We start from the raw sequence: 20,693 nt of genomic DNA, 5'->3' as shown, positions 1-20,693 counted from the left end.
GTGCGGAATGTCTGCGGGTCACACGGCGGCGGTCTGCCGTACCGCGCCCCTGCCCACCCGGCCGGCGACCTGTCGGGCCCAGCCGGACGGGTCGTCGAACTCGAGGAACTCACCCAGCCGGGCCAACTGCGGCTCCGGGTCGGCGACCAGGTCCTCGTAGGTCATGGTGAGCAGGTGCGCCGGCGGGTTGTCGGCGAGTGCCTGCTCCGCCTGCGCCGCCATGAACGCGCAGAGCCCGAGGTAACGGGTGCTGTCCTCGCCCCGCTCGCGGAGCAGGTCGGCGGTGATCCGGTCGGGTAGCAGATGCTCGAGATCCGCCGGCACCCGCTGGTCCGGGCCCATCTGGAAGGGGTCCACGCCGCACCGGGAGACGAACTCCAGCCGCAGCTGGATGAGCTGGAACGACGAATGCCTGCTCATCGACCGCGCCGTGTCCGCCCAGTTGCGGGTCAGATAGACGATCCGGGTGTCCGGGAAGGACCGCAGCAGGTACGGGGCGATCTGGCTTGATCCGCCGGAGCGCTCCACCCAGCGACGCCGGCCGGTCAACCGGGCGAGCAGGTCCAGGAACATCCGGTGGTGGTCGACGAAGGGCTGCTCGGGGAAGTCCGGTACCTCTCCGGCGAGCTGGTCGAACAGGCCGTCCGGATCGTCGGTGAGCTTCGGCAGGGTGATCGCCAGCAGCTGCGGCAACTCGGTCAGGTTGCCGGCCCACCGGCCGTCCGCCGGATAGCGCACCTCCTTCGGCGGCAGGCCGATGGCGAACAGGGTGGCAAGTTCCGGCTTCGGGCTGCTCAGCACCTGCCAGTACGCCGCCCCGGTGATCGGCTCAGTGGCCTTCGCCCACGACGGGGTGGCCATGAAGAACTCCTGGACGGACAGGGTCGACGGCTCCTCGACGATCAGGTCGGACAGCAGCGTGGAGCCACACCGCCCGCTGCTGATGATGATCGCCCGGCCGGGCGCCTCGAACTGCATCGGAACCTCCTGGGTGAGAACGACGACGTCAACCACGCAGGGCGGGCCGTCCGGTGTCGGCGAGTTGCCGGGCGAGCCAGGGCAGCACCTGGCTGCGGACCTGGTCGCGGGCGGTGATCAGCACCGCGTGCCGGTGCCCGGGGACGATCACCAGCTCGGTCTGCGGCAGTAGCTCGACCAGTGCCGGCGCCAGATCGGCGGCGGACGAGTCGCTACCGAAGATGCCGAGCACCGGGCAGGTGATCGCCCGTATCGCCGCCGGATCGGCGGGGGTGCTGGCCGGCAGGTCCCGACCGGCGGTGGTGGCGACGACAAGCTGGCGGACCGCCGCGGCGTAGCGGGCACCCCGCTCACCGCCACGGGCGGCCATCTCCAGCGGACCGCCGTCGCCGTCCGGCTGCGCGGCCCGCACCAGCTGCCGGCCCACCCGGGCGAGCCACTGGGCGGTCGCCGGTGCCGACTCCACCGCGACCACCGAGGCGACCCGGTCCGGGTACCGGGCCGCGTATCCGAAAGCGATGGAACCGCCCAGCGAGTTGCCCAGCAGATGCACGGGTACGTCGACGCCGAGCCGGTCCAGCAGCCCGACCAGGTCGTCGACCAGGTCGTCCATCCGGTAGCCGGTCGGCGGCCGCTCGGTCCGTCCGTGGCCCCGCAGGTCGTACATGATCACTCGGAATCCGGCGTCGGACAGTGGGTGCGCCAGGCTGAGATACCAGCTGGCCAGGCTGTCCGGCCCGATACCGTGAATCAGGACCGCGACCGGCCGGCCGGCGACGGCTTCGGCAGCCGGACCGCCACCCGGGTTGGTGGCCGGTCCGCCGGCCGGCGGATCGGCCACCACCGCCGGCAGCTCCTGGACGTGCGTCACCAGGCCGTTGACCTGGACCATTGTCACTGGCCGGCCACCTGCGCCACCGTCGCCGGCGGTCCGTCCAGCGCCGCGCAGATGTGCCCGACCAGCTCACCGACCCGCAGCGCGCGCAGCGAGTCCACGTCGAGCCCCGCGACGAACTGGGCGAAGTTGACGGAGTCGCCGTACCGGGCCTGCAGCCGCCCGGCCAGCGAGATGACGTCGATACTCTCCATCTCCAGGTCGTCACGGAAGCTGGTGTCCATCGTGATCTCTTCGTCCGGATCGATCCCGGGCAGCACCGCGCGCAGCATCTGCGAGATCTCCGTCAGGATGGTGTCGTGGTCGGCGGGCATGATGCGGGTCTCCTTGTCGGGACGTCGGTCGGCTTGTCAGGGCGTCGATCAGCTTGTCGGCACGTCGATCGGCTTGTCGGCACGTCGATCAGGGCCTGGTTCAGGCATGCCGGGCAGGTTCCGGGCCCCAGGTCCAACCGACGACGTAGCGTCGCTGCGGCAGATCGGGCGGGTTCTCCAGACTCCGGCAGGTGACCCGGTAGGACCTGCCGGAAGGGACCTCGACCAGCAGGGTGCCGGTGTCGACGGCGACCACCCTCAGCCGGCGGGGCGCCGCGTCCAGTCCCGTCCCCTCCGCCTTGCCGGCGGCTTCCTTGGCAGCCCAGAAGCACGCGAACCAGAACTGCCGGTCCCCGCCGGCGCAGACCTGGTCGAGCAACGCGGTCTCCGTACCGGACAGGGCGTAGTCGATGGTGCTGGCCGGCCGGTCGGTGACCTCGACGATGTCGATACCGACCCCGGGGCCGTCCGGCGTCGACCGGGCCGGGCCGGCGATCGCCACGGCGGCCTCGGCACAGTGCGCCAGGGAAAGGTCGCAGTCCCGTAGTCCCCGACCGGGGCGCAGGTCCACCCGCGGCCGGCCGTTCGGATCGTTGGCGATGGTCAGCTCGATCGGGTAGACGTCGGTGTGCCCGGCGTCCCACTGCCGGAAGCGCACCGCGTCCTTCGCCGCGATCCGCCCGAGCAGCCACTGCTTACGGGCCTTCCCCGGCTGCCGCTCGTAGTCGACGGACGCGGCGGTGCCGAGGATGCCCCGCGCGGCCATCGACTGGGTCACCAGATCGGTCCAGCAGTCGAAGACGGCGGTCCACCCTTCCGGCTGACGGACCGACATCGGGAAACGTTCCGGGAAACGTTCGGCTGGCCGTGCCTGCGGATGGCTGTCGAACCGACGGTCGACCGCGCCGTCGATCTGCGCCCAGACCCGGCCGCCGACGGAGAGCTGGGTGTCCGCGACCAGTTGGGCGTCGTCGATCGACCGGACCCGGGCGACGCACTCAAACGCCGTACCGGGCTCGGGCGGTGGGCCGAAGAACCGGACGTGGCCGAGCCCGACCGGTAGCGCCACGGTCCGCATCGGCTGGGTGGTGATGAGCCAGTTTCCGATCAGCTGCAGGGCGTTGTCCAGCAGCGCGCCCGGCGGAACGGGCGCGGTGACGACGCCGCGTACGTGCATCTCGCCGAGGGCGTGCACCGTGGTGACCCCGTGGAACTGCGGACCGTGGAACATCAGCCGCTCCGCGTACATCTCCTCGGCGCTGATCCGGGGAGCGGTCTCGGTGGCCGGGTCGTGTGTCCACGGCGCGCTGACCGGGGCCGGATAGTCGGCGGCCACGTCGACCGTCGCCCGGGCAAAGCTGCCGAAGTTCACCGCGTACGAGTCCGGACCGGCTGCCCGGACCACGATCTCGACGTCCTGCGCCGGTGCGGCGATGGTCCACCGGTTGAACCGGGCGTCCCGTACACCGACCACCCGCAGACCGGGGACGGCCTGCGCGACCGCGTCCATCATGTGCGTGACGACGGTCGTCGCCGGTACCACCGGCCACCGGTCCTCGGGGTTGGGCCAGTCGGCCGGCTGCACGAAGAAGCAGTGGTCGAGCAGGTAGGGCATGGTCTGTACGGAGACCCGCAGGGTGGTCCGGGCGATCTCGGTGCGGGGCGGCGGGCCGACCTTCGGTGCCGCTGCCGTCGTGGTCGGTGCCGTCGTGGTCGGTGCCGTCGTGGTCGGTGCCGTCGGTGCCGGCCCGGCGGCGGCCGGTACGGTGGCCGACCGGGTCTCAGCCGCCGGTACGGCAGCCGACCTGGCCGGGGGCGCCGGCACCGGATCGGCTGGCCGGGTGGCGGCGTCCAGCACGGTCACCGCGCCGTCCGCCGTGTCCCGTAGCAACGCGGCAAGCTCCGCGGCGGCCTTGGACCGGCCGGCGAGCCGGTGCAACGCGCTGAGCGAACCGGCCGCCGGCTCGGCGACAGCAGACGGCCGCGCGGCAGCCGGCGGCTCGGCTTCGACCGACGGCTCGGTCCCGACCGACGGGCGGGGCACAGCCGGTGGCACAGGTGGTTCCTGAGCGGTGCTGGCCGGCGGCAGTGCCTGGCCCGACGGCGGGCCGGACGGCTGGGGCGCCGGCCGGTCGGGCAGGCCGAGCAGGGTGTCGGCACCCGGTCCGAGGCGCACCAGCGGACCGCCCAGGTCCAGCTGGATCTTCGGCCCTCGACGCGCCGGAGCAGCCGGTGGCGCCGGAGCCGGAGCGGCCGGTGCGGCGGCGGGTGGCCGCAGCGCCCGTAGGTCCGGTGCCGCGCCCTCCACCCACAGCGCGGTGGCGACCCGGCGCAACTGGTCGAGACCGGTACGGTGGCCCACGTTGACCGGCATGGCGAGATGTTCCCGACCCCGCAGGTTGTCGCTGACCAACGACGCCAGCTGTCCCGCGCCGACCTGCAGAAAGACCCGGAAACCGGCGTCGTACATCGCGGCGGTCAGCTGCCGGAACCAGACCGGCTCCATCATGTGCCGGACGAAGATCTGGTTGACCTGCTGTTCGTCGGTGGGGAACGGCGCCGTCAGGGTCGCCGACCAGACCGGGACCGTCGTCGGATGTACCCGCCAGGACTGCAGGGCAGCCCCAATCGACCGCAACCCGTCGGCGAACGCCGGGGTGTGGAAGGCCGACCGGAACGGCAACTTCTGACACAGCACGTTGCGCCGACGCAGTTCGTTGACCAGCCGGTCGACCTGCTCCTCGGGACCGTTGACCACCGACTGCGCTGGCGCGTTGTCGTGCGACAGGACCACTCCCGGAAAGTCGCCGAGCACCGGCGTCACCTGGTCGGCACCGGCGCCCACGGCGGCGAAGACGTAGCCGGACACCGCCACCGAGTCGGCGTCGAACAACTTGAGAAAGCCGTCCATGTCGGTGGTACTGACCTGCCCGGTCACCGCTGCGGCGGACCACTCCCCGATGCTGTGCCCGGCGACCGCGTCCGGGCGGATCCCGATCCGGCCGAGCACCTCGTCGAGGAACTTGCCCACCTCGATCAGACCGGCACCGTGCCGGCCCAGGTCGGCGGCGGACCATTCCCGGTCCGCCAGCCCGAAGTGCGCGGCCAGATCCTTGGTACGCGGCGTGAACTCGGCCTCCAGTCCAGGAAACACGAACGCCAGTTTCCCGCCGGCGGTCAGCAGCCCAGCCGTGGTGAACCAGATGTCCCGGGCACCACGCCAGGGCTCTCCCCGACTCACCGCGCGGCGGGCGGTGGCCAGCCGCTTGTCGGTCGGGTCCACCACCCCGATCCGGCACGGTGGCGCGCCGTGGGCCTGCGGACCGTCGGCGAACGCGGCACCGTCACGCCGTACCGTCGAATCGTCGCGGTCCAGCAGTGCGGCGAGGCCGGCCGGTTCGGCGGCGGCCAACCACAGCACCTGGTCCGGTTCGGCGACCTCGACGGCGGCCGAGCGGGCCGGTTGCCCGGCCGTGCCGTTCGGCACGGCCGCCCAGGCCGACGGGGCGGACGGCGGCTGTTCGACGATCAGGTGGGCGTTGATCCCACCGAAGCCGAACGCGTTGACCCCGGCCCGGCGCGGTCCGTCGCTCTCCCATGGCTGTGCGGCGGCGATCGGCGCGAACCGGGTCGCGGCCATCTCGTCCCGTGGCTGCCCACAGTGCAGGGTGGGCGGCAGGACGCCGCGGTGCACGGCGAGGGTCGCCTTGATCAGGCCGGCGATCCCGGCCGCCGGCATGGTGTGCCCGATCATGGACTTGACCGAGCCGATCACCGGACGTGGCCCACCCTGGTATCCACCGAACACCTCGGCGACGGTGACCAGTTCGGCGGCGTCCCCGGTCGGCGTGCCGGTGCCGTGGGCCTCGAGCAGACCCAGCGCGTCCGGCGCGGTCGGATCCAGCCCGGCGGCCTGCCAGGCCCGCCGGATGGCCAGCGACTGTCCGCTGCTCGCCGGGTTGAACATGCTCGCCGACCGGCCGTCGCTGGAGACGCCGCTGCCGCGGATCACCGCGTACACCCGGTCGCCGGCGTCCAGCGCGTCGGACAGCCGCTTCAGCACCACGATGCCGGTGCCCTCGCCGATCAGCAGGCCGTCCGCCGACGAGTCGAACGGACGGATCTCACCCTGCCGCGACAGGGCCCGGAGCTGGCTGAACACCGACCAGAAGCTGATGTCGTGCACGTGGTGCACCCCACCGGCGAGCACCGCGTCCAACCGGCCGGCCCGCAGTTCGGTCATGCCCTGGTCGACCGCGATCAGTGACGAGGCGCAGGCGGCGTCGATGGTGTACGACGGACCACGCAGGTTCAGCCGGTTGGCCACCCGGGAGGCGGCGAGGTTGGGCACCAGCCCGATCGTGCCCTCGGGTTGCTGCGGGCCGAGCCGCTCGTCGAACTTGCGCCGGACCCGGTCGAGGCTCTCCGGCGGCAGGTCCGGGATCAGCTCCTTGAGGATGCCGATGACCTGGCTGGACATCCGGACCCGCTGGGCGTACCGCGCCTGCGCCGGGCTCAGGATCCCGCCCCGGCCGAGCAGTACGCCGATCCGGTCCCGGTCCGGCAGACGGTCCTGGCCGCCGGCGTCGTCGATCGCAGCGGCCGCCACCTGCAGGGTGATCAGCTGGTCCGGTTCGATGTCGCCGATCGAGGTCGGCATGATGCCGAACCGCAGTGGCTCGAAGGTGGCGAAGTCGTCGACGAAGCCACCCCGCCGGCAGTACAGCCGGTCCGGTCGGTGGGCCTGCTCCGGATCGTAGAACTCGTCGTCCCAGCGGTGCGGCGGCACGTCCGTGATGGCGTCGACGCCGTCGACCAGGTTGCGCCAGTAGGCGTCGAGGTCGGGGGCACCGGGCATCAGCGCCGCCATTCCGACGATCGCGATGGTCTGGTGAGGGTCAGTCAGGTCCGACATCCGGTTCACCATCCCGAGGCGGTGTAGACCACGGAGGTGACCGCCGGGTCGCCCCAGGCGAGCTCACGCAGCAGACTCAGCGCGCCCTCCTCGGGATCGATCAGGTCGATGCCCCGGCGGGCGTACTCCCGGCTCAGTTCGGCGCTGACCATCCCGCCGTGTACGGAGCCCGGAGCCCACGGCCCCCAGTGCACGGTCAGGCAGCGCACCCCGGTGTCGGCCGCCCAGCGGCCGCCGATCCGGTCGAGCGCGTCGTTGGCGGCGGCGTAGTCGCTCTGGCCCCGGTTGCCGTACGCGGCTGCGATGCTGCCGAACAGCACCACGAAGCGTGGATCGGCACCGTCGCGCAGTGCGTCGAGCACCGTCATCGCGCCCTGCACCTTCGTCTGGAACACCCGGTCGAACGACGCGGGGTCCTTCTCGGCGATCAGCTTGTCCTCGATCCGGCCGGCCGCGTAGACCAGACCGTCGATGCGTCCGCGCTCGCCCTGGATCTCCTTGAGCAGTTGCCGGGTGGCGTCGGCGTCGGTGACGTCGAGGCTGTGGTAGCGCACCTGACTGCCGAGTTCCCGAAGTTCGTCCAGGGTCGCGCGGACCTCCCGGGCGGCCAGGATCGCCGTCGCCGCGCGGTCGATCTCCGCCGGTGCCCGCATCCCCTGGGCCACCAGCGCGGCTCGCAGCGCCGGCTTGTCGGCGGCGGCGGCCAGCGCCGGGGGCTCCGTCTCCTCCGGCAGCGGGGTCCGGCCGACCAGCTCGATGCGGCATCGGCTCGCGGCGGCCAGGGTACGGGCGAACCAGGGGGTGATGCCTCGGGCACCGCCGACGAGCACCACCACCGAGTCCTGGTCCAGACCGATCGCCTGGGCCTCGGCGGCGCCGTCACCGGCCGGGCCGGCACCGCCTGCGGCGAGCGGGCCGAGATCGACCGAGGCCAGGTCGACGGTCTGCCGGCCGGTTGTCGACCAGGTGACGATCGGGGTCTGCCCGCCGCTGAGCAGTTCGGTGACCAGACCGGTGGCAAGGCGGCTGTGGTCGGCACCCGCTGGCACTTCCAGGTAGGTCGCCGAGACCTGCGGGTACTCCCGGCTGATGGTGCGGAACAGACCGGCGAAACCGTCGGTACGCGGACCGGCGGTGCCGGCCGCGATCAGCCACCGCACCCCACCGGCGAGGGCCTGCTTGATGAACGGGAAGATGCCGGGCAGCAGCGGTCCGCCGCTGTCGCTCAGCCCGTCCAGGATGATCACGCCGTCGTAGCCGGCCACCTGGTCCGTCCCGCCAGCGTGGATCGAGCCGGTGGCACCTGCCGCGCCGCGCTGGGCGAGCTGCTCGGCCAGCGGTGCCAGCGCCGCTGACCCGCCGGTGATCAGGAAGCGGGTGCCGGCGAGCGCCTCGGGCGCGACCACCGCGCCGGTGGCCGGCACCGGCCGAGCGACGAGTCGACGGGGTGCCGCGGCGCGGTCGGGGCCGGACCCGGTCGGCGGGGCGGCCGCCGCCGGAGCCGCCTCGGGTGCCTGGTCGGCGGCCATCTTCTCGGCCAGCCACGCCACCATGGTCCGGACCGTCCGGGCCCGCACCAGATCTTCCAACTCCGACTCGTCACCATCCACCGACAACCGCAACCGGGTCGCCACCTCACCCGCAACCTCAGCCCGCTTGATCGAATCAATACTCAGATCCGCCTCAAGATCCAGATCCAACTCGATCAGATCCACCGGATACCCGGTCCGCTCACTCAACACCGCCAGGATCGCCTCCTGGAACTGCGCCACCTCCACCGACGGCGCCGACGCCGGAACCGGAACCGCAGCCGGCGACGGCGCGGCGACAGCCGGCGCAGCGGCAGCATGCGTGGGGACAGCGGTCGCCGTGACAGCAGGTGCCGTGACAGCAGGTGCCGGGTCCGGTGCGGTCACCGGTGCGGCCGGTGCGACGGGGGTGGGTGCGGCGGCCATCTTCTCGGCCAGCCACGCCACCATGGTCCGGACCGTCCGGGCCCGCACCAGATCCTCCAACTCCGACTCGTCACCATCCACCGACAACCGCAACCGGGTCGCCACCTCACCCGCAACCTCAGCCCGCTTGATCGAATCAATACTCAGATCCGCCTCAAGATCCAGATCCAACTCGATCAGATCCACCGGATACCCGGTCCGCTCACTCAACACCGCCAGGATCGCCTCCTGGAACTGCGCCACCTCCACCGACGGCGCCGACGCCGGAACCGGAACCGCAGCCGGCGACGGCGCGGCGACGGCAGCGCTCGTCAGTGGGGCCGGCTCGGCCGGGACCGCCACGGGCTGGCTCACCGTACTGGCCGCCATCCTCTCGGCCAGCCACGCCACCATGGTCCGGACCGTCCGGGCCCGCACCAGATCTTCCAACTCCGACTCGTCACCATCCACCGACAACCGCAACCGGGTCGCCACCTCACCCGCAACCTCAGCCCGCTTGATCGAATCAATACTCAGATCCGCCTCAAGATCCAGATCCAACTCGATCAGATCCACCGGATACCCGGTCCGCTCACTCAACACCGCCAGGATCGCCTCCTGGAACTGCGCCACCTCCACCGACGGCCGTACCGCGACCGTCGCGGTCACCGTCGCCGTTGTGACCGGGGCCGCAGGGGCCGCTACCGGCGCGGCGGCCACGGCCCGAACGGCACTACCGGCGACCGCCGGGTCCTCGGCCACCTCCGCACGCGGCGACGCAGCTGGCTGGACGGCGGGTGCCAGCGGAGCCGGGCGGACGGCGGGTGCCGGCGGTGCCGACGAGACAGCAGGCGACGCTGGGATGGTTGGCGCGTCCGTCACCGTCGCCGCGCTGGGCGGCACCACCACCTCGGGATAGTGGCTCGGCGCGGCGATCGCCGGCTGGGCCACCATCGACTGGTACGCCGCAGGTTCGACCCACCCGTTGCCGGCTGTCGGCCGCTCCCCGAAGTACGCCAGCAGCACGTCCCGTTGGGAGGCGATCAGGTCCCGACTCGTCCGCAGGAACTCGCTGATCAGTTCGTCGCGCCCGTCCCGGTAGCCAGCCACGGCACCAGCGACAGGCCGGACACCGTTGCCGTTGCCGGCCAGGTGCGCGACACCGTTGCCGTTGCCGGCCACGTGCGCGACACCGTTGCCGTTGCCGTTGCCGGCCAGCGGCCCGGCCCCGTTACCGTCACCGGACACGATGCCATGACCATGGCCGTTTCCGGCCTCGGTGGATGCAGTCATCGACAGCTCCTTGATTTGTCGGGGAGGCGTCATGCCGCCGGGCAGCGGCCGGCCGTGCTGATCGCGGACCAACTGCCCGTCGACCGTCCAGATCGGCCGGGTCGACGAGGCCGATGCGGTGACCTCGGCGGTCCGACGGCCCCGGAACAGCCAGCCGGTCTGCACCGGGACACCGGCGCACGCCAGCTCGGCGAGGGTGGACAGGAAACCGCGTAGCCCGCCGTCCCGCCGGCCTTCGACGGACACGGCCAGATGCGGCCGCTCGCCGAGTACCGCGTCGACCAGCCGGCTGAGCACCTGACCTGGGCCGGCCTCGACGAAGATCCGGGCCCCGGCGGCGTACATCGACTCGATCTCGTCGACGAACCGCACCGGTGCGGCGATCTGGCCGGCCAGCTCGTCGCGTACCGCCTCGGGGTTGGTCGGATAGCTGTCGGCCGTGCGGTTCGACCAGACCGGGAAGGCCGGCGCGGCCACCCGGTGGCCGGCCAGGACGGACCGGAACGCCGACACACCGCCGGCCACCACCGGGCTGTGGAACGCGCAGGCCACCGGGATCGGCCGCGCTGAGACACCGCCCGCCTTGAGCGCGGTCACCGCCTGACGTACCGCCGACGTGGGTCCGGAGATCACCACCTGCTGCGGGCCGTTGTGGTTGGCCAGGACGACCTCGTCGGACAGTCTTGCTGCGGACAGGATCTCGCTGATCCGGTCCGCGGTGGCGGCGACCGCCGCCATGGTGCCGGGGTCGGTGCCGGCCGCCGCGAGAATCGCCTCGGCCCGCTGCCGGCTCAAGGTCAACAGGGTACGGTCGTCGAACGAGCCGGCGGCGCAGAGGGCGACCAGTTCGCCGTAGCTGTGTCCGCCGGCCAGGTCGGGACGCACGTTGACCCGGCCGAGCAGGTGGTGCATGGCCAGCCCGCCGATTCCCAGTACGGGTTGCGCGACCCGGGTGTCGCGGACCCGCTCCTGCTGGCCACGGTCGCCCTCGGGGTCGAAGGCGGCCGGTGGGAACAGCGGACCGGCGAGATCACGACCGAGGTCGAGGAACCGGCGTAGCTCCGGGAAGGCGACGAAGAGGTCGGCCAGCGCGCCGGGCCGTTGACTGCCCTGGCCCGGGAACAGGAAGGCGACCTTGCCGCCGGTCTGGGTAGCGGCCGGCTGGTGCAGGCCGACGGCCGGGTCGTGGTCACCGTCGAGCGCCCGCCGCAGCAGGCCGGCGAGTTCGTCGAGGTCACTGGCGACGACGGCGACCTGCACCGGCCCGGAACGGGTCTCGCTCTCGCGGGACTGGGCGGCGGCGAGGTCGCGCAGCCGCCAGCGCCGACCCATCCGGTCGCGGGTGTCGAGGGTGGCCAGCAGCTGCCGAACGCCCTGGTGGGCACCGGCCCGGTCCCCGGCGCGGAAGCAGAACAGCTCGGCCGGCCAGTCGTCCCGGGCGTGCCGTGGCTCCGGGGCGTTGGGGTACGCGGCGAGCACCGCGTGGAAGTTGGTGCCGCCGAAGCCGAACGCGCTCACCCCGGCGATCCGCTCGGCCGCCGGCGTGGCCCACGGCCGGGCCTGGGTGTAGAAGGCGAACGGGCTGTGGTCGGGGTGCCATGCTGGATTGGGCCGGGTCAGGTGCAGGGTCGGTGGCCGTACGCCGGTGTACAGCGCCAGCGAGGCCTTGATCAGGCCGGCGAGTCCGGCGACGCACTTGGTGTGGCCGATCTGCGACTTCACCGAGCCGAGGGTGCAGCTGCCCGGTGTCGCGCCGGCCTCGTTGAACACAGTGGTCAACGTCTCCAGCTCGGTACGGTCGCCGACGACGGTTCCGGTGCCGTGCGCCTCGATCAGGCCGACCTGCGCCGGGGAGACCCCGGCCTGTCGGTACGCGCGGTCCAACGCGCGCCGCTGGCCGTCCGCCCGTGGCGCGGTCAGGCCGAGTGCCCGACCGTCGCTGGAGCCACCGAGGCCCTTGATCACCGCGTAGATCCGGTCCCCGTCCCGCTCGGCGTCGGACAGTCGCTTGAGCACGACGGCGGCGACGCCCTCGCCGAGCGCGATGCCGTCGCCGGTGCTGTCGAAGGACCGGCAGCGACCGGTCGGCGACAGGGCGTGCGCCGAGGTGAACATCAGGTAGTCGTTGATGCCGTTGTGCAGGTCGGCACCGCCGCAGATCATCAGGTCGCTGCCGCCGGAGGCGAGTTCCTTGCAGGCCGCGTCCATGGCGGCCAGCGACGAGGCGCACGCGGCGTCGACCGTGTAGTTGGGTCCGCCGAGGTCCAGCCGGTTGGCGACCCGTCCGGCGATGACGTTGGCCAGGATGCCGGGGAACGAGTCCTCGGTCACCGTCGGCAGCTGGTCGTCCAGTTCCGCAGGGACGTCCGCCAGGTACGCCGGCAGCATCGTCCGCAGCGTCTGTGCGTGCCCCATGTCGCTGCCGGCCTCGGCGCCGAAGATCACACCGGTCCGGGAATGGTCGACCCCGTCGTGACCGGGCGTGTAGCCGGCGTCGACCAGGGCCCGCTGCGAGACCTCCAGGGCCAGCAGCTGGGTCGGGTCGATGCTGGCCAGCGCGGCGGGCGGGATCCCGTACGCGATCGCGTCGAAGGGCACCTCGGCGAGGAAGCCGCCCCACTTGGAGACGCTGATCCGGCCGGTCTTGCCGGGGCCGACCTCTGGCGCGTAGTAGATGTCCGGATTCCAGCGGTGGGGCGGGACCTCGGTGACGGCGTCGACGCTGTCGAGCACCGTCCGCCAGAAGGCCGCCAGATCCGGCGAGTTCGGCAGCATGCAGGCCATCCCGACGACGGCGATGTCCAGCGGCGCGGCGTCCTGTTCCGGTACCGGCGCGGCCCAGGCGTCACGCAGCGTCCCGGCACGGATCTGGTGGAAGGCGGCCGCCTGGTCGGTGACCGTACGGTGCAGGTCGGCCACCGTCGTCTCGCTGTCGCGCAGCACCGCGACCTGCCCGGCCATGAACAGCCCTTCACTGAGCTGGGTGGCCTCGTCGACCTCGACCAGAGCGTCGCCGTCGCGCTTCTTGCCCTTGCTGGCGATCCGCAGCCGCCCGACGTTGAGCAGTTCGAGGTGCTCCCAGATCTGCCGGTTGGCCAGCCCGGCCGACTCCAGCTCGACCCGCAGGGCGTGGAAGTCATCGACGAAGTCGCTGTGCAGGCAGCGGGTCACGTGCCCGGGAGCGGTCTCCAGCAGCGCGGTGCGGGTCGCCGAGCGGGCCATCCGGGAGAACGCCGGACGGATCGCACCATGGTCGACCGCCTCGGTGGTGAACAGGTAGGCGGTGCCCATCAGCACCCCGATCTGCACCCCGCGTCGGGTCAGTGGTGCCGCCATGGCGGCGACCATCGCCGCCGAGCGGTCGTCGTGGATGCCACCGGCGAAGAACACCTGCACGTCGGCGGCCTGCTCGGCCGGGACGGTGTCGAGATGGTCGGCGAGGACGGCCAGCTGCGCCTCCCACAGCGGGAAGCTGGCCCGTGGACCGACGTGGCCGCCGCATTCGGCGCCTTCGAAGATGAACCGCCGTGCCCCGGACCGCAGGAACTGCCGCAGCAGGCCGGGCGACGGCACGTGCAGGAAGGTGCGGATCCCCTCCCGTTCCAGCTCCTTGGCCTGAGGCGGCCGCCCGCCGGCGATGATCGCGAACCCGGGGCGGACCCGCCTGATCACCTCCAGTTGCGCGGTGCGGATGTCGTCGGGGGCGAAGCCGAGCACACCGACACCCCACGGTCGGTCACCGAGGCGGGCGGCGGTCGCGGTGAGCATCTCCTCGGTACGCCCGGCGGTGGCCAGTGCCAGCGCGATGAACGGCAGGGCTCCGTCGGCGGCGACCGCCGCGGCGAAGCCGGCCTCGTCGCTGACCCGGGTCATCGGTCCTTGGGCGACCGGCACCCGCAGCCCCAGTGCCTGGGCCAGGGGGCCGTCGGGTCGCAGTACGTCGGCGGCGGTGCCGTCGGTCACGGCCTCGACGATGGCGGCCCGCAGGCCCCGTACGGCGGCGGCGCTGTCGGCCCACCGTCGCCGGAACTCGGCGGCGAGCCAGCCGTCCTGACCGACGGGCAGCAGATCGGCGCGTTGCGGTGGCGCGGTCGTGCCGGGGCGTCGGGGGGTCCGGGCGACGCCGCGGAAGCCGTCGACCAGGACGGCTTCGGATCCGTCCATCCGGCCGATCGTGGCCAGCACGTCGGTGGGCAGGTCCGATTCGGGCATCAGCGCGAGCTGGGTGTCCAGCACGACGCCGGCCGCACCGCCGGCCACGCAGGCTGCGGCGGTGTGCGGGCCGATGCCGCCCAGGGCCCAGACGGGTACGCCGAGGTCGGCCGCCACCAACTGTTGCACCAGGATGAAGGTGCTCAGCTCGCCGACCTCGCCACCGGACTCCATGCCCCGGGCGATCAGGCCGTGCACGCCGGCTCCGACCGCCGTACGGGCGGCCGTGAGACTGGTCACTTCGGCGAGCACCCGGTAGCGGGCGACCAGGTGGTCGAGGCGCCACGGCAGCTCGCCGGTGACCACCACCAGATCGATCCGGCCGCCGGTGACCTGCTCGACGTCGTCGAGCGAGGCCAGGCAGTTGGCCGGCACCCGGACGGCGACCGGCTCCGCCGACCAGGCGACGAGCTGGTCCAACGCGCGCATGGAGCGTGCCGACCCGTCAGCCAGGTCGAGCACGCCGATTCCGCCGCCCCGGCGCACCGCACCGGCGATGCGTGGGCTCGACTCGATGTGGCCGCACGGGTCGTAGGCGATCACCAGTTCGCGCGGCTCGAGTGCAGTACTCATCAGACTCCCGCTCGGTGGGCAGTGGTCGGCGGATACTGTGCTGACCGCCGGAGAATCGTGTCGTCACGGCAGCCTGGAGCGAAAATTTTCCATCCCTGGATGTCACTCCTCGGAGAAACCTAGCGGCGTTCAGTTACGGCGGTGTGAACTTTCGCGACCAACAAACTGGATCTTGCGCGGTCAGTTTCGAGCCAGCTGACCGAGAGCTGACCGACCCCGCCGACCAGTGAACATTGGCGGTCCATCATGGAACGTCTGGGCGACGACCGCGGCTGGGGGTTGTCCGCGCAGCCGCGCGCGGCAGTCGGATCATCTGCGACCCGGACGTGCCGACCGGTCGCCACCGCGACCGGCTCCGGACGCCCGCCCCTCCGCGTCGGTCCGACCGGAGTCAGCACTGTGTCATCGGTCAGGACGATGTTTGTTCGCCTCGATCATGGCGCGTGGCGCTGGCGCGGCGGGGTGGTCGACCGGCAGCATGGCGGCGTGGCACAACCTTCCCCACTCACCGAGGTACGTCGACGCGCGGGAGCGATGCGCGACGCGGGCGAACTGCCTACCGCGGTCGACTATCTGCACCGCGCGCTGACCGCCGGACGCGGCACCTTCGGCGACGACGACCCCGAGGTGCTGCGCACCGGCCACCTGCTTGCCGACCTGTACCGGGCCCAGGATGATCCGCCGGCGGCCCGCCGGGTGCTCGAGGAGACGTTGGCCGCCGGCGAACGCCGTCTCGGCGAGACCCACCCCGCCATGCTCGCCATCGCGTTCGACCTGGGCCTGGTCGCCGACGAACTCGGCAACCGGCACGAGGCCCGCCGCAACATGACACGGGTCGCCGACGCCGGCGCGACGGTGCTCGGCGCCGACCACTGGCAGGTGACCGAGGCGGTGCGCCTTCTGCGCCAGTGGTCGCCGCAGGCAGCACCGGCCGCACCGCCCGGAACTGTCCCGCCCGGACAGGCCACACCGCCCGGAACTGTCCCGTCGGACCCACCGACGACGCTGCCCCGGCCGGACCACGACCCCGCGCCGGCTGCGCCGGGCCGGTCGCTGGCGCCGCCGCCCGACCCCGTCGTCGTCCCGGCGGCACCGAACGTCCGAGGTACGTCCGGTGTACCGGCCGTGGTGGCGATCGGCGCCGCCGCAGCCGCGGTAATCGCCGCCGTCGTCGTGGTCATGGTGGGAATGACGGTCCTGCTCGACAGGCAGACCAGTCCGACCGGGACACCCCAGCGGCCTGATCCGGCGGGCACGGGGGCAGATCCACCGACCGGGGTACGGCTCACCGACGACCGCACCGCCATCACGATCAACTGGACCGATCCGACCGCGGGAACGGTGCCGTTCATCGTGGCCAGCGGCCGCAGCGGGCAGCAACTCGGCGCGTTGGCCACGGTCCCGCCCGGCACGACGACGTTTACCGTCAACGGTCTCAATCCCGAGGCCGACTACTGCTTCGCGGTGCTGGCTGTCTACTCTGCCGACGAGTACCTACCGTCCGATCAGGTGTGCACCGGTCGCCAGAATCCGGACTGAACATTCGGATCCCTCGGCTGGCCTGCACAGATGTGAATGTCACGCGCATTCGACAGACCGGGTCCGACAGTTGTCCACAGGGCTGGTGCACGGGTTTTACGCATTGACCGCAGGGCCCATAGGATGACCTGCGGTCAGCCTGGGTGTACGCGCCGTCCGACCTGTTCGGCAGCAGCGACACGGCAACGGCGGACGACGATGAGGCACAACGGACGATCCGGCGACGTCACGGGAGGCGAGCGACTGTGTCACGTACCGGCAAAGGCATCACGCAGGGCACTGCGGCGGCGGTCCGACGTCCGTTGCGCGGCCGGGGCGCGCTGGTCACGATCGGTACGGTGACGGCCCTGGTCGCCGGGATGGGTCTGACCGTGCTGGGGCTCGGTGCCGCCGACCACGCGGTCGCCGGCTACGACGCGAGTTCCTGGCTGTGGAGTTCCGCGCGCAGCGAGCTGGCCAGAGTCAACGGGCTGACCGGTCGGGTCGACACCCGCGTGGAGGTCGCCGACTCCCGCAGCCATCAGATGCAGATCGTCCAGACCGACCAGTTCCTCGTTCTGCGGGACCTCGCGACCGGTCAGATCAGCTCCCTCAATCTCGCCACCCTGCAGATCAGCGCGACGACCCGCAGCACCACCGGCCTCGGTGTCAGCGTCGCCCTGCATGACGACGCGGCCTTCATCGTCGACGCGGTGCAGGGAGTGGTCCGTCAGATCGACCCGAGGTCGCTGCAGCCGGTCGGTGAGCCGGTGCGCTACCCCCCGGGGATCACCGGCGGGTACTTCGACGGGGCCGGCCGGTTGTGGATCGGGGTGCCGAGCGAAGGTACCGTGTCGGCGATCACCGCCGCCCCGTTGCCGGAGGCGCCCGCGCAGGGTGCTCCGGACACGGTCTTCGACTCCTCCCTGCCCGTTGCGACGCCGACGACCCCGGACGCCACCGCCGGGCTGCCCGGGCCCACCCTGGTCCGGACGGTCGCCGTCGCGCCGCCCCGCAACGAGCTCGCCTTGTCCGCACTCGACGACGGGGTCGCGGTGCTCAACCGCACGGCCGGCACGGTGACCGTGCTGCGTGGCGACACCACCCGCGAGATCCGCCTGGACCTGCGGGGTCCGGGGATCATGCCGACCCGGTCCACCGGCGATCAGCTCGTGGTGACCGTGCCGGAGCGACGTCGGGTGCTGATGATCGATCCCGCCGGCGCGGTCAGCGAGTTGACGGTGCCCGGCGAGGGCACGGCGTTGCGCGCCGCGGTCGCCTGGGCCGGCCGGATCTACTGCGCCGACGAACGCGCCCGCGAGGTCTACGCCTTCGACGCCTCCGGCGCGGCACCGACGACGATCGGCATCCCCGAGGCATCCGGCCCCCTTGAGCTGGAGGTCCGGGAGAACCATCTGTTCATCAACGCACCCGACGCGGCCACCGCCCGGGTCGTGACCGACCAGCACGAGGTGCACGAGGTCGACAAGTACGTCAACGACATCCTCGGCGGTGACCCGCCACCGGCGCCCCCGCCACCGCCTCCGCCGCCGGCACCGACGGTCGGCCCGCCGGGCGCCCCACGCAACGTCACCGCCGCCGCCGGCGACACCACGGCGCGGGTCACCTGGCGTGCGGCACCGGACAACGGCGCGAGCATCCTGCGGTACGTGATCACCGGTGCCGGCACCACCGTCGAGGTCGGCGCCAACCAACGGTCGTTCGACGTCACCGGGCTGACCAACGGTGACACCTACCGGTTCTCCGTACACGCGGTGAACGCCGAAGGTGCCGGCCCGCGCCGGGAGTCCAATCCGGTCGTGCCCACCGCGGCGGTTCCCGACGCCCCGACCAGTGTCACAGCCGAGGCCCGCCCGGACGGTTCGGTCCTGGTCAGCTGGCCGGCCGCCGACGGGCAGGGCAACACCGTCACCGGATACGTGGTGACGGCCGGGTCTGCGCAGTCCGACGCGCCGGCTGGCGACACCGACGGCACCGAGCTGGTCGTCGCGCCCGGCACCCTCGACTACGGTACGCAGTACGCGTTCACCGTCGTCGCCGTCAGTGACCAGGGTGCCCACTCGACGGCGTCGCCGCTGAGCAACACGGTCGTGCCGTTCACGGTTCCCGGTGAGCCGGGGTCGGTGACCGCCAGCACCGTGGCCGACCAGCGCGGCGCGATCCGGGTCGGCTGGCAGCCGGCTGCCGGCAACGGCCGTCCGGTGACCGGGTACGTCGTGGTCGCCGGTGACCGACGCACCGACGTCGCCGACGGCACCGGGGTCACCGTCACCGGGCTCGGCGACGGTGCCGACGTCCCGGTGTCGGTCCACGCGGTCAACGAGGCCGGCGACGGACCGGCGGTCACCACCACCGCCCGGACCGTCGCACCGCCGAAGGTCACCGTCACCGGGGCCACCGCCGACACCAACTCGGTGACTCTGGCCTTCACCGTCGACGCCGGTGGCGGGCAGCCGAGCTGCAGTGCCGGGGTCGACGGTGGGCCGACCGTCACCGGCGGATGCGACAGCATCCGGGTGACCGGGCTGTGGCCGGGGCGGTCGTACACCCTCACTGTGCGTGCCAGCAACGCCGCCGGCACCGGCACGGCCGGCCACACCCGGGCGACCGCCGCCCTCCAGGGGACCGCCACCTGCGTGAACGGACCGGACGGCGAACAGCGGACGTACTGCGACTCCGACGTGCCGGGGCGCAACGGCAACGAGATCTTCGCCGTACCGGAGCAGGACAACGACCGTCAGGTGGGTTGGGTGCCCAACGGCACCCGGTTGACCGCGCTGTGCCGGCGGTCCGGTGAGCACGTCGACGCCTGGATCTACAACGGGAACAAGGCCAGCACCTGGTGGATCCGGGTCGAGTACTCCGGCCAAAACTACATCCCGTGGGCCTGGCTGAACCTGGCCGGCGGCGACAACCTGAACGCACTGCCCACCTGCTGACCACCCGGCCCGGGTGGTCAGCCCGGCCCGCCGTGGCCCAGCACGCCCGGCCGGTCACCCAACCGGCCACGATCCGCTCGGCAAGGAGAACGACCCCGTGACCGCGACCGCACCCTTGACTCCGTCCGAGGTGGCCGGCTTCGCCTCGGTCGCCACCCGCCTTGCCAGCCGGATCGCCACCGTGGTGCTGGGCAAACCCGAGGTGGTCCGGCTCGCGTTGACGGCCCTGTTCGCCCAGGGGCACGTGCTGCTGGAGGACGTACCAGGGGTGGGCAAGACGACGCTGGCCCGGGCGATCGCCGCCACGGTGCACGGCCACTGGCGGCGCATCCAGTTCACCCCCGATCTGCTGCCGGCCGACGTGTCCGGGGTGACCATCTTCAACCAGTCGACCCAGGGTTTCGAGTTCCACCCGGGACCGGTGTTCGCCAACATCGTCATCGCCGACGAGATCAACCGGGCCTCCCCGAAGACCCAGTCCGCGCTGCTGGAGGTGATGGAGGAACGGACGGTCACCGTCGACGGGGTGCGGCACGCCGTCCCCCGGCCGTTCCTCGTCGTCGCCACCCAGAACCCGGTCGAGATGGACGGCACGTACCGGCTGCCGGAGGCGCAACTGGACCGCTTCCTGGTCCGGTTGTCGGTGGGCTATCCCGACGAACAGACCGAGATCGAGGTGCTCCGTGGCGCAACGCTGCGCTCTCCGGACGCACTCGAAGCGGTCACCGACACCGCCACCGTCGGCGAGCTGATCCGGTTGGCCCAGCGGGTGCACATCGCCGACCCGCTCTACGGGTACGCCGTCCGGCTGGCCACCGCCACCCGGTCACATCCTCAGGTCCGGGTGGGGGTCAGTCCACGGGGGGTGATCGCGTTGACCCGTGCCGCGTGCGCGTACGCGCTCGTCAACGGGCGCGGCTTCGTCCTGCCGGAGGATCTCAAGGCGCTGGTGGAGCCGGTGTTCGCCCATCGGCTGCTGCTCACCGCCGACGCCCAACTGCGGGGCGTCACCGCCGCCGAGGTGCTCGCCGAGGCGACCCGCGCGGTGCCGGTGCCGCTGCCCTCGGGCCAGCCCGCGCCGACGCCGGTCTGAGCCGGCCG

Annotated in this window: 8 protein-coding genes; 3 read left to right on the top strand and 5 right to left on the bottom strand. The window is 72.3% G+C overall.

The window, feature by feature from the left end:
• Nucleotides 1-18: 18 nt before the first annotated feature.
• The 5 genes from ACN28F_RS29980 to ACN28F_RS29960 form a co-directional block, all read right to left on the bottom strand.
• A complete protein-coding gene (locus ACN28F_RS29980; protein ID WP_289205790.1) occupies nucleotides 19-978 on the bottom strand; it encodes a sulfotransferase domain-containing protein in 960 nt (319 codons plus the stop codon).
• 28 nt (nucleotides 979-1,006) lie between these two features.
• Nucleotides 1,007-1,870 carry an alpha/beta fold hydrolase gene (locus ACN28F_RS29975; RefSeq protein WP_289210946.1) on the bottom strand — a complete coding sequence of 288 codons (864 nt, stop codon included), beginning with the start codon at nucleotides 1,868-1,870 and terminating at the stop codon, nucleotides 1,007-1,009.
• A 2-nt stretch (nucleotides 1,871-1,872) separates the two neighbouring features.
• Entirely contained in the window at nucleotides 1,873-2,187 is a 315-nt protein-coding gene (locus ACN28F_RS29970) for an acyl carrier protein (protein WP_289205789.1), read from the bottom strand.
• Nucleotides 2,188-2,287: 100 nt separating this feature from the next.
• Nucleotides 2,288-7,102, bottom strand: a complete 4,815-nt coding sequence (locus ACN28F_RS29965; protein ID WP_421360867.1) for a beta-ketoacyl synthase N-terminal-like domain-containing protein — start codon at nucleotides 7,100-7,102, stop codon at nucleotides 2,288-2,290.
• Nucleotides 7,103-7,107: 5 nt separating this feature from the next.
• Nucleotides 7,108-15,114 (bottom strand): SDR family NAD(P)-dependent oxidoreductase, encoded by an 8,007-nt coding sequence (locus ACN28F_RS29960; RefSeq protein ID WP_421360865.1) that lies wholly within the window; start codon nucleotides 15,112-15,114, stop codon nucleotides 7,108-7,110.
• A 486-nt stretch (nucleotides 15,115-15,600) separates the two neighbouring features.
• Here ACN28F_RS29960 and ACN28F_RS29955 point away from each other — a divergent pair, with 486 nt between their 5' ends.
• The 3 genes from ACN28F_RS29955 to ACN28F_RS29945 all read left to right on the top strand — a co-directional run bounded on the left by ACN28F_RS29955 (nucleotide 15,601) and on the right by ACN28F_RS29945 (nucleotide 20,685).
• Nucleotides 15,601-16,653: a tetratricopeptide repeat protein gene (locus ACN28F_RS29955; RefSeq protein ID WP_421360863.1), complete on the top strand. Its 1,053-nt coding sequence runs from the start codon at nucleotides 15,601-15,603 to the stop codon at nucleotides 16,651-16,653.
• Between the two features lie 245 nt (nucleotides 16,654-16,898).
• Entirely contained in the window at nucleotides 16,899-19,592 is a 2,694-nt protein-coding gene (locus ACN28F_RS29950; RefSeq protein WP_421360861.1) for a fibronectin type III domain-containing protein, read from the top strand.
• 97 nt (nucleotides 19,593-19,689) lie between these two features.
• Complete coding sequence (locus tag ACN28F_RS29945; RefSeq protein WP_289205785.1) at nucleotides 19,690-20,685, top strand: AAA family ATPase; 996 nt, start codon at nucleotides 19,690-19,692, stop codon at nucleotides 20,683-20,685.
• Nucleotides 20,686-20,693 lie beyond the last annotated feature (8 nt).

Source organism: Solwaraspora sp. WMMA2101, assembly GCF_049179175.1.
GTDB lineage: Bacteria > Actinomycetota > Actinomycetes > Mycobacteriales > Micromonosporaceae > Micromonospora_E.
This window is presented reverse-complemented; position numbering and strand designations above follow the sequence as displayed.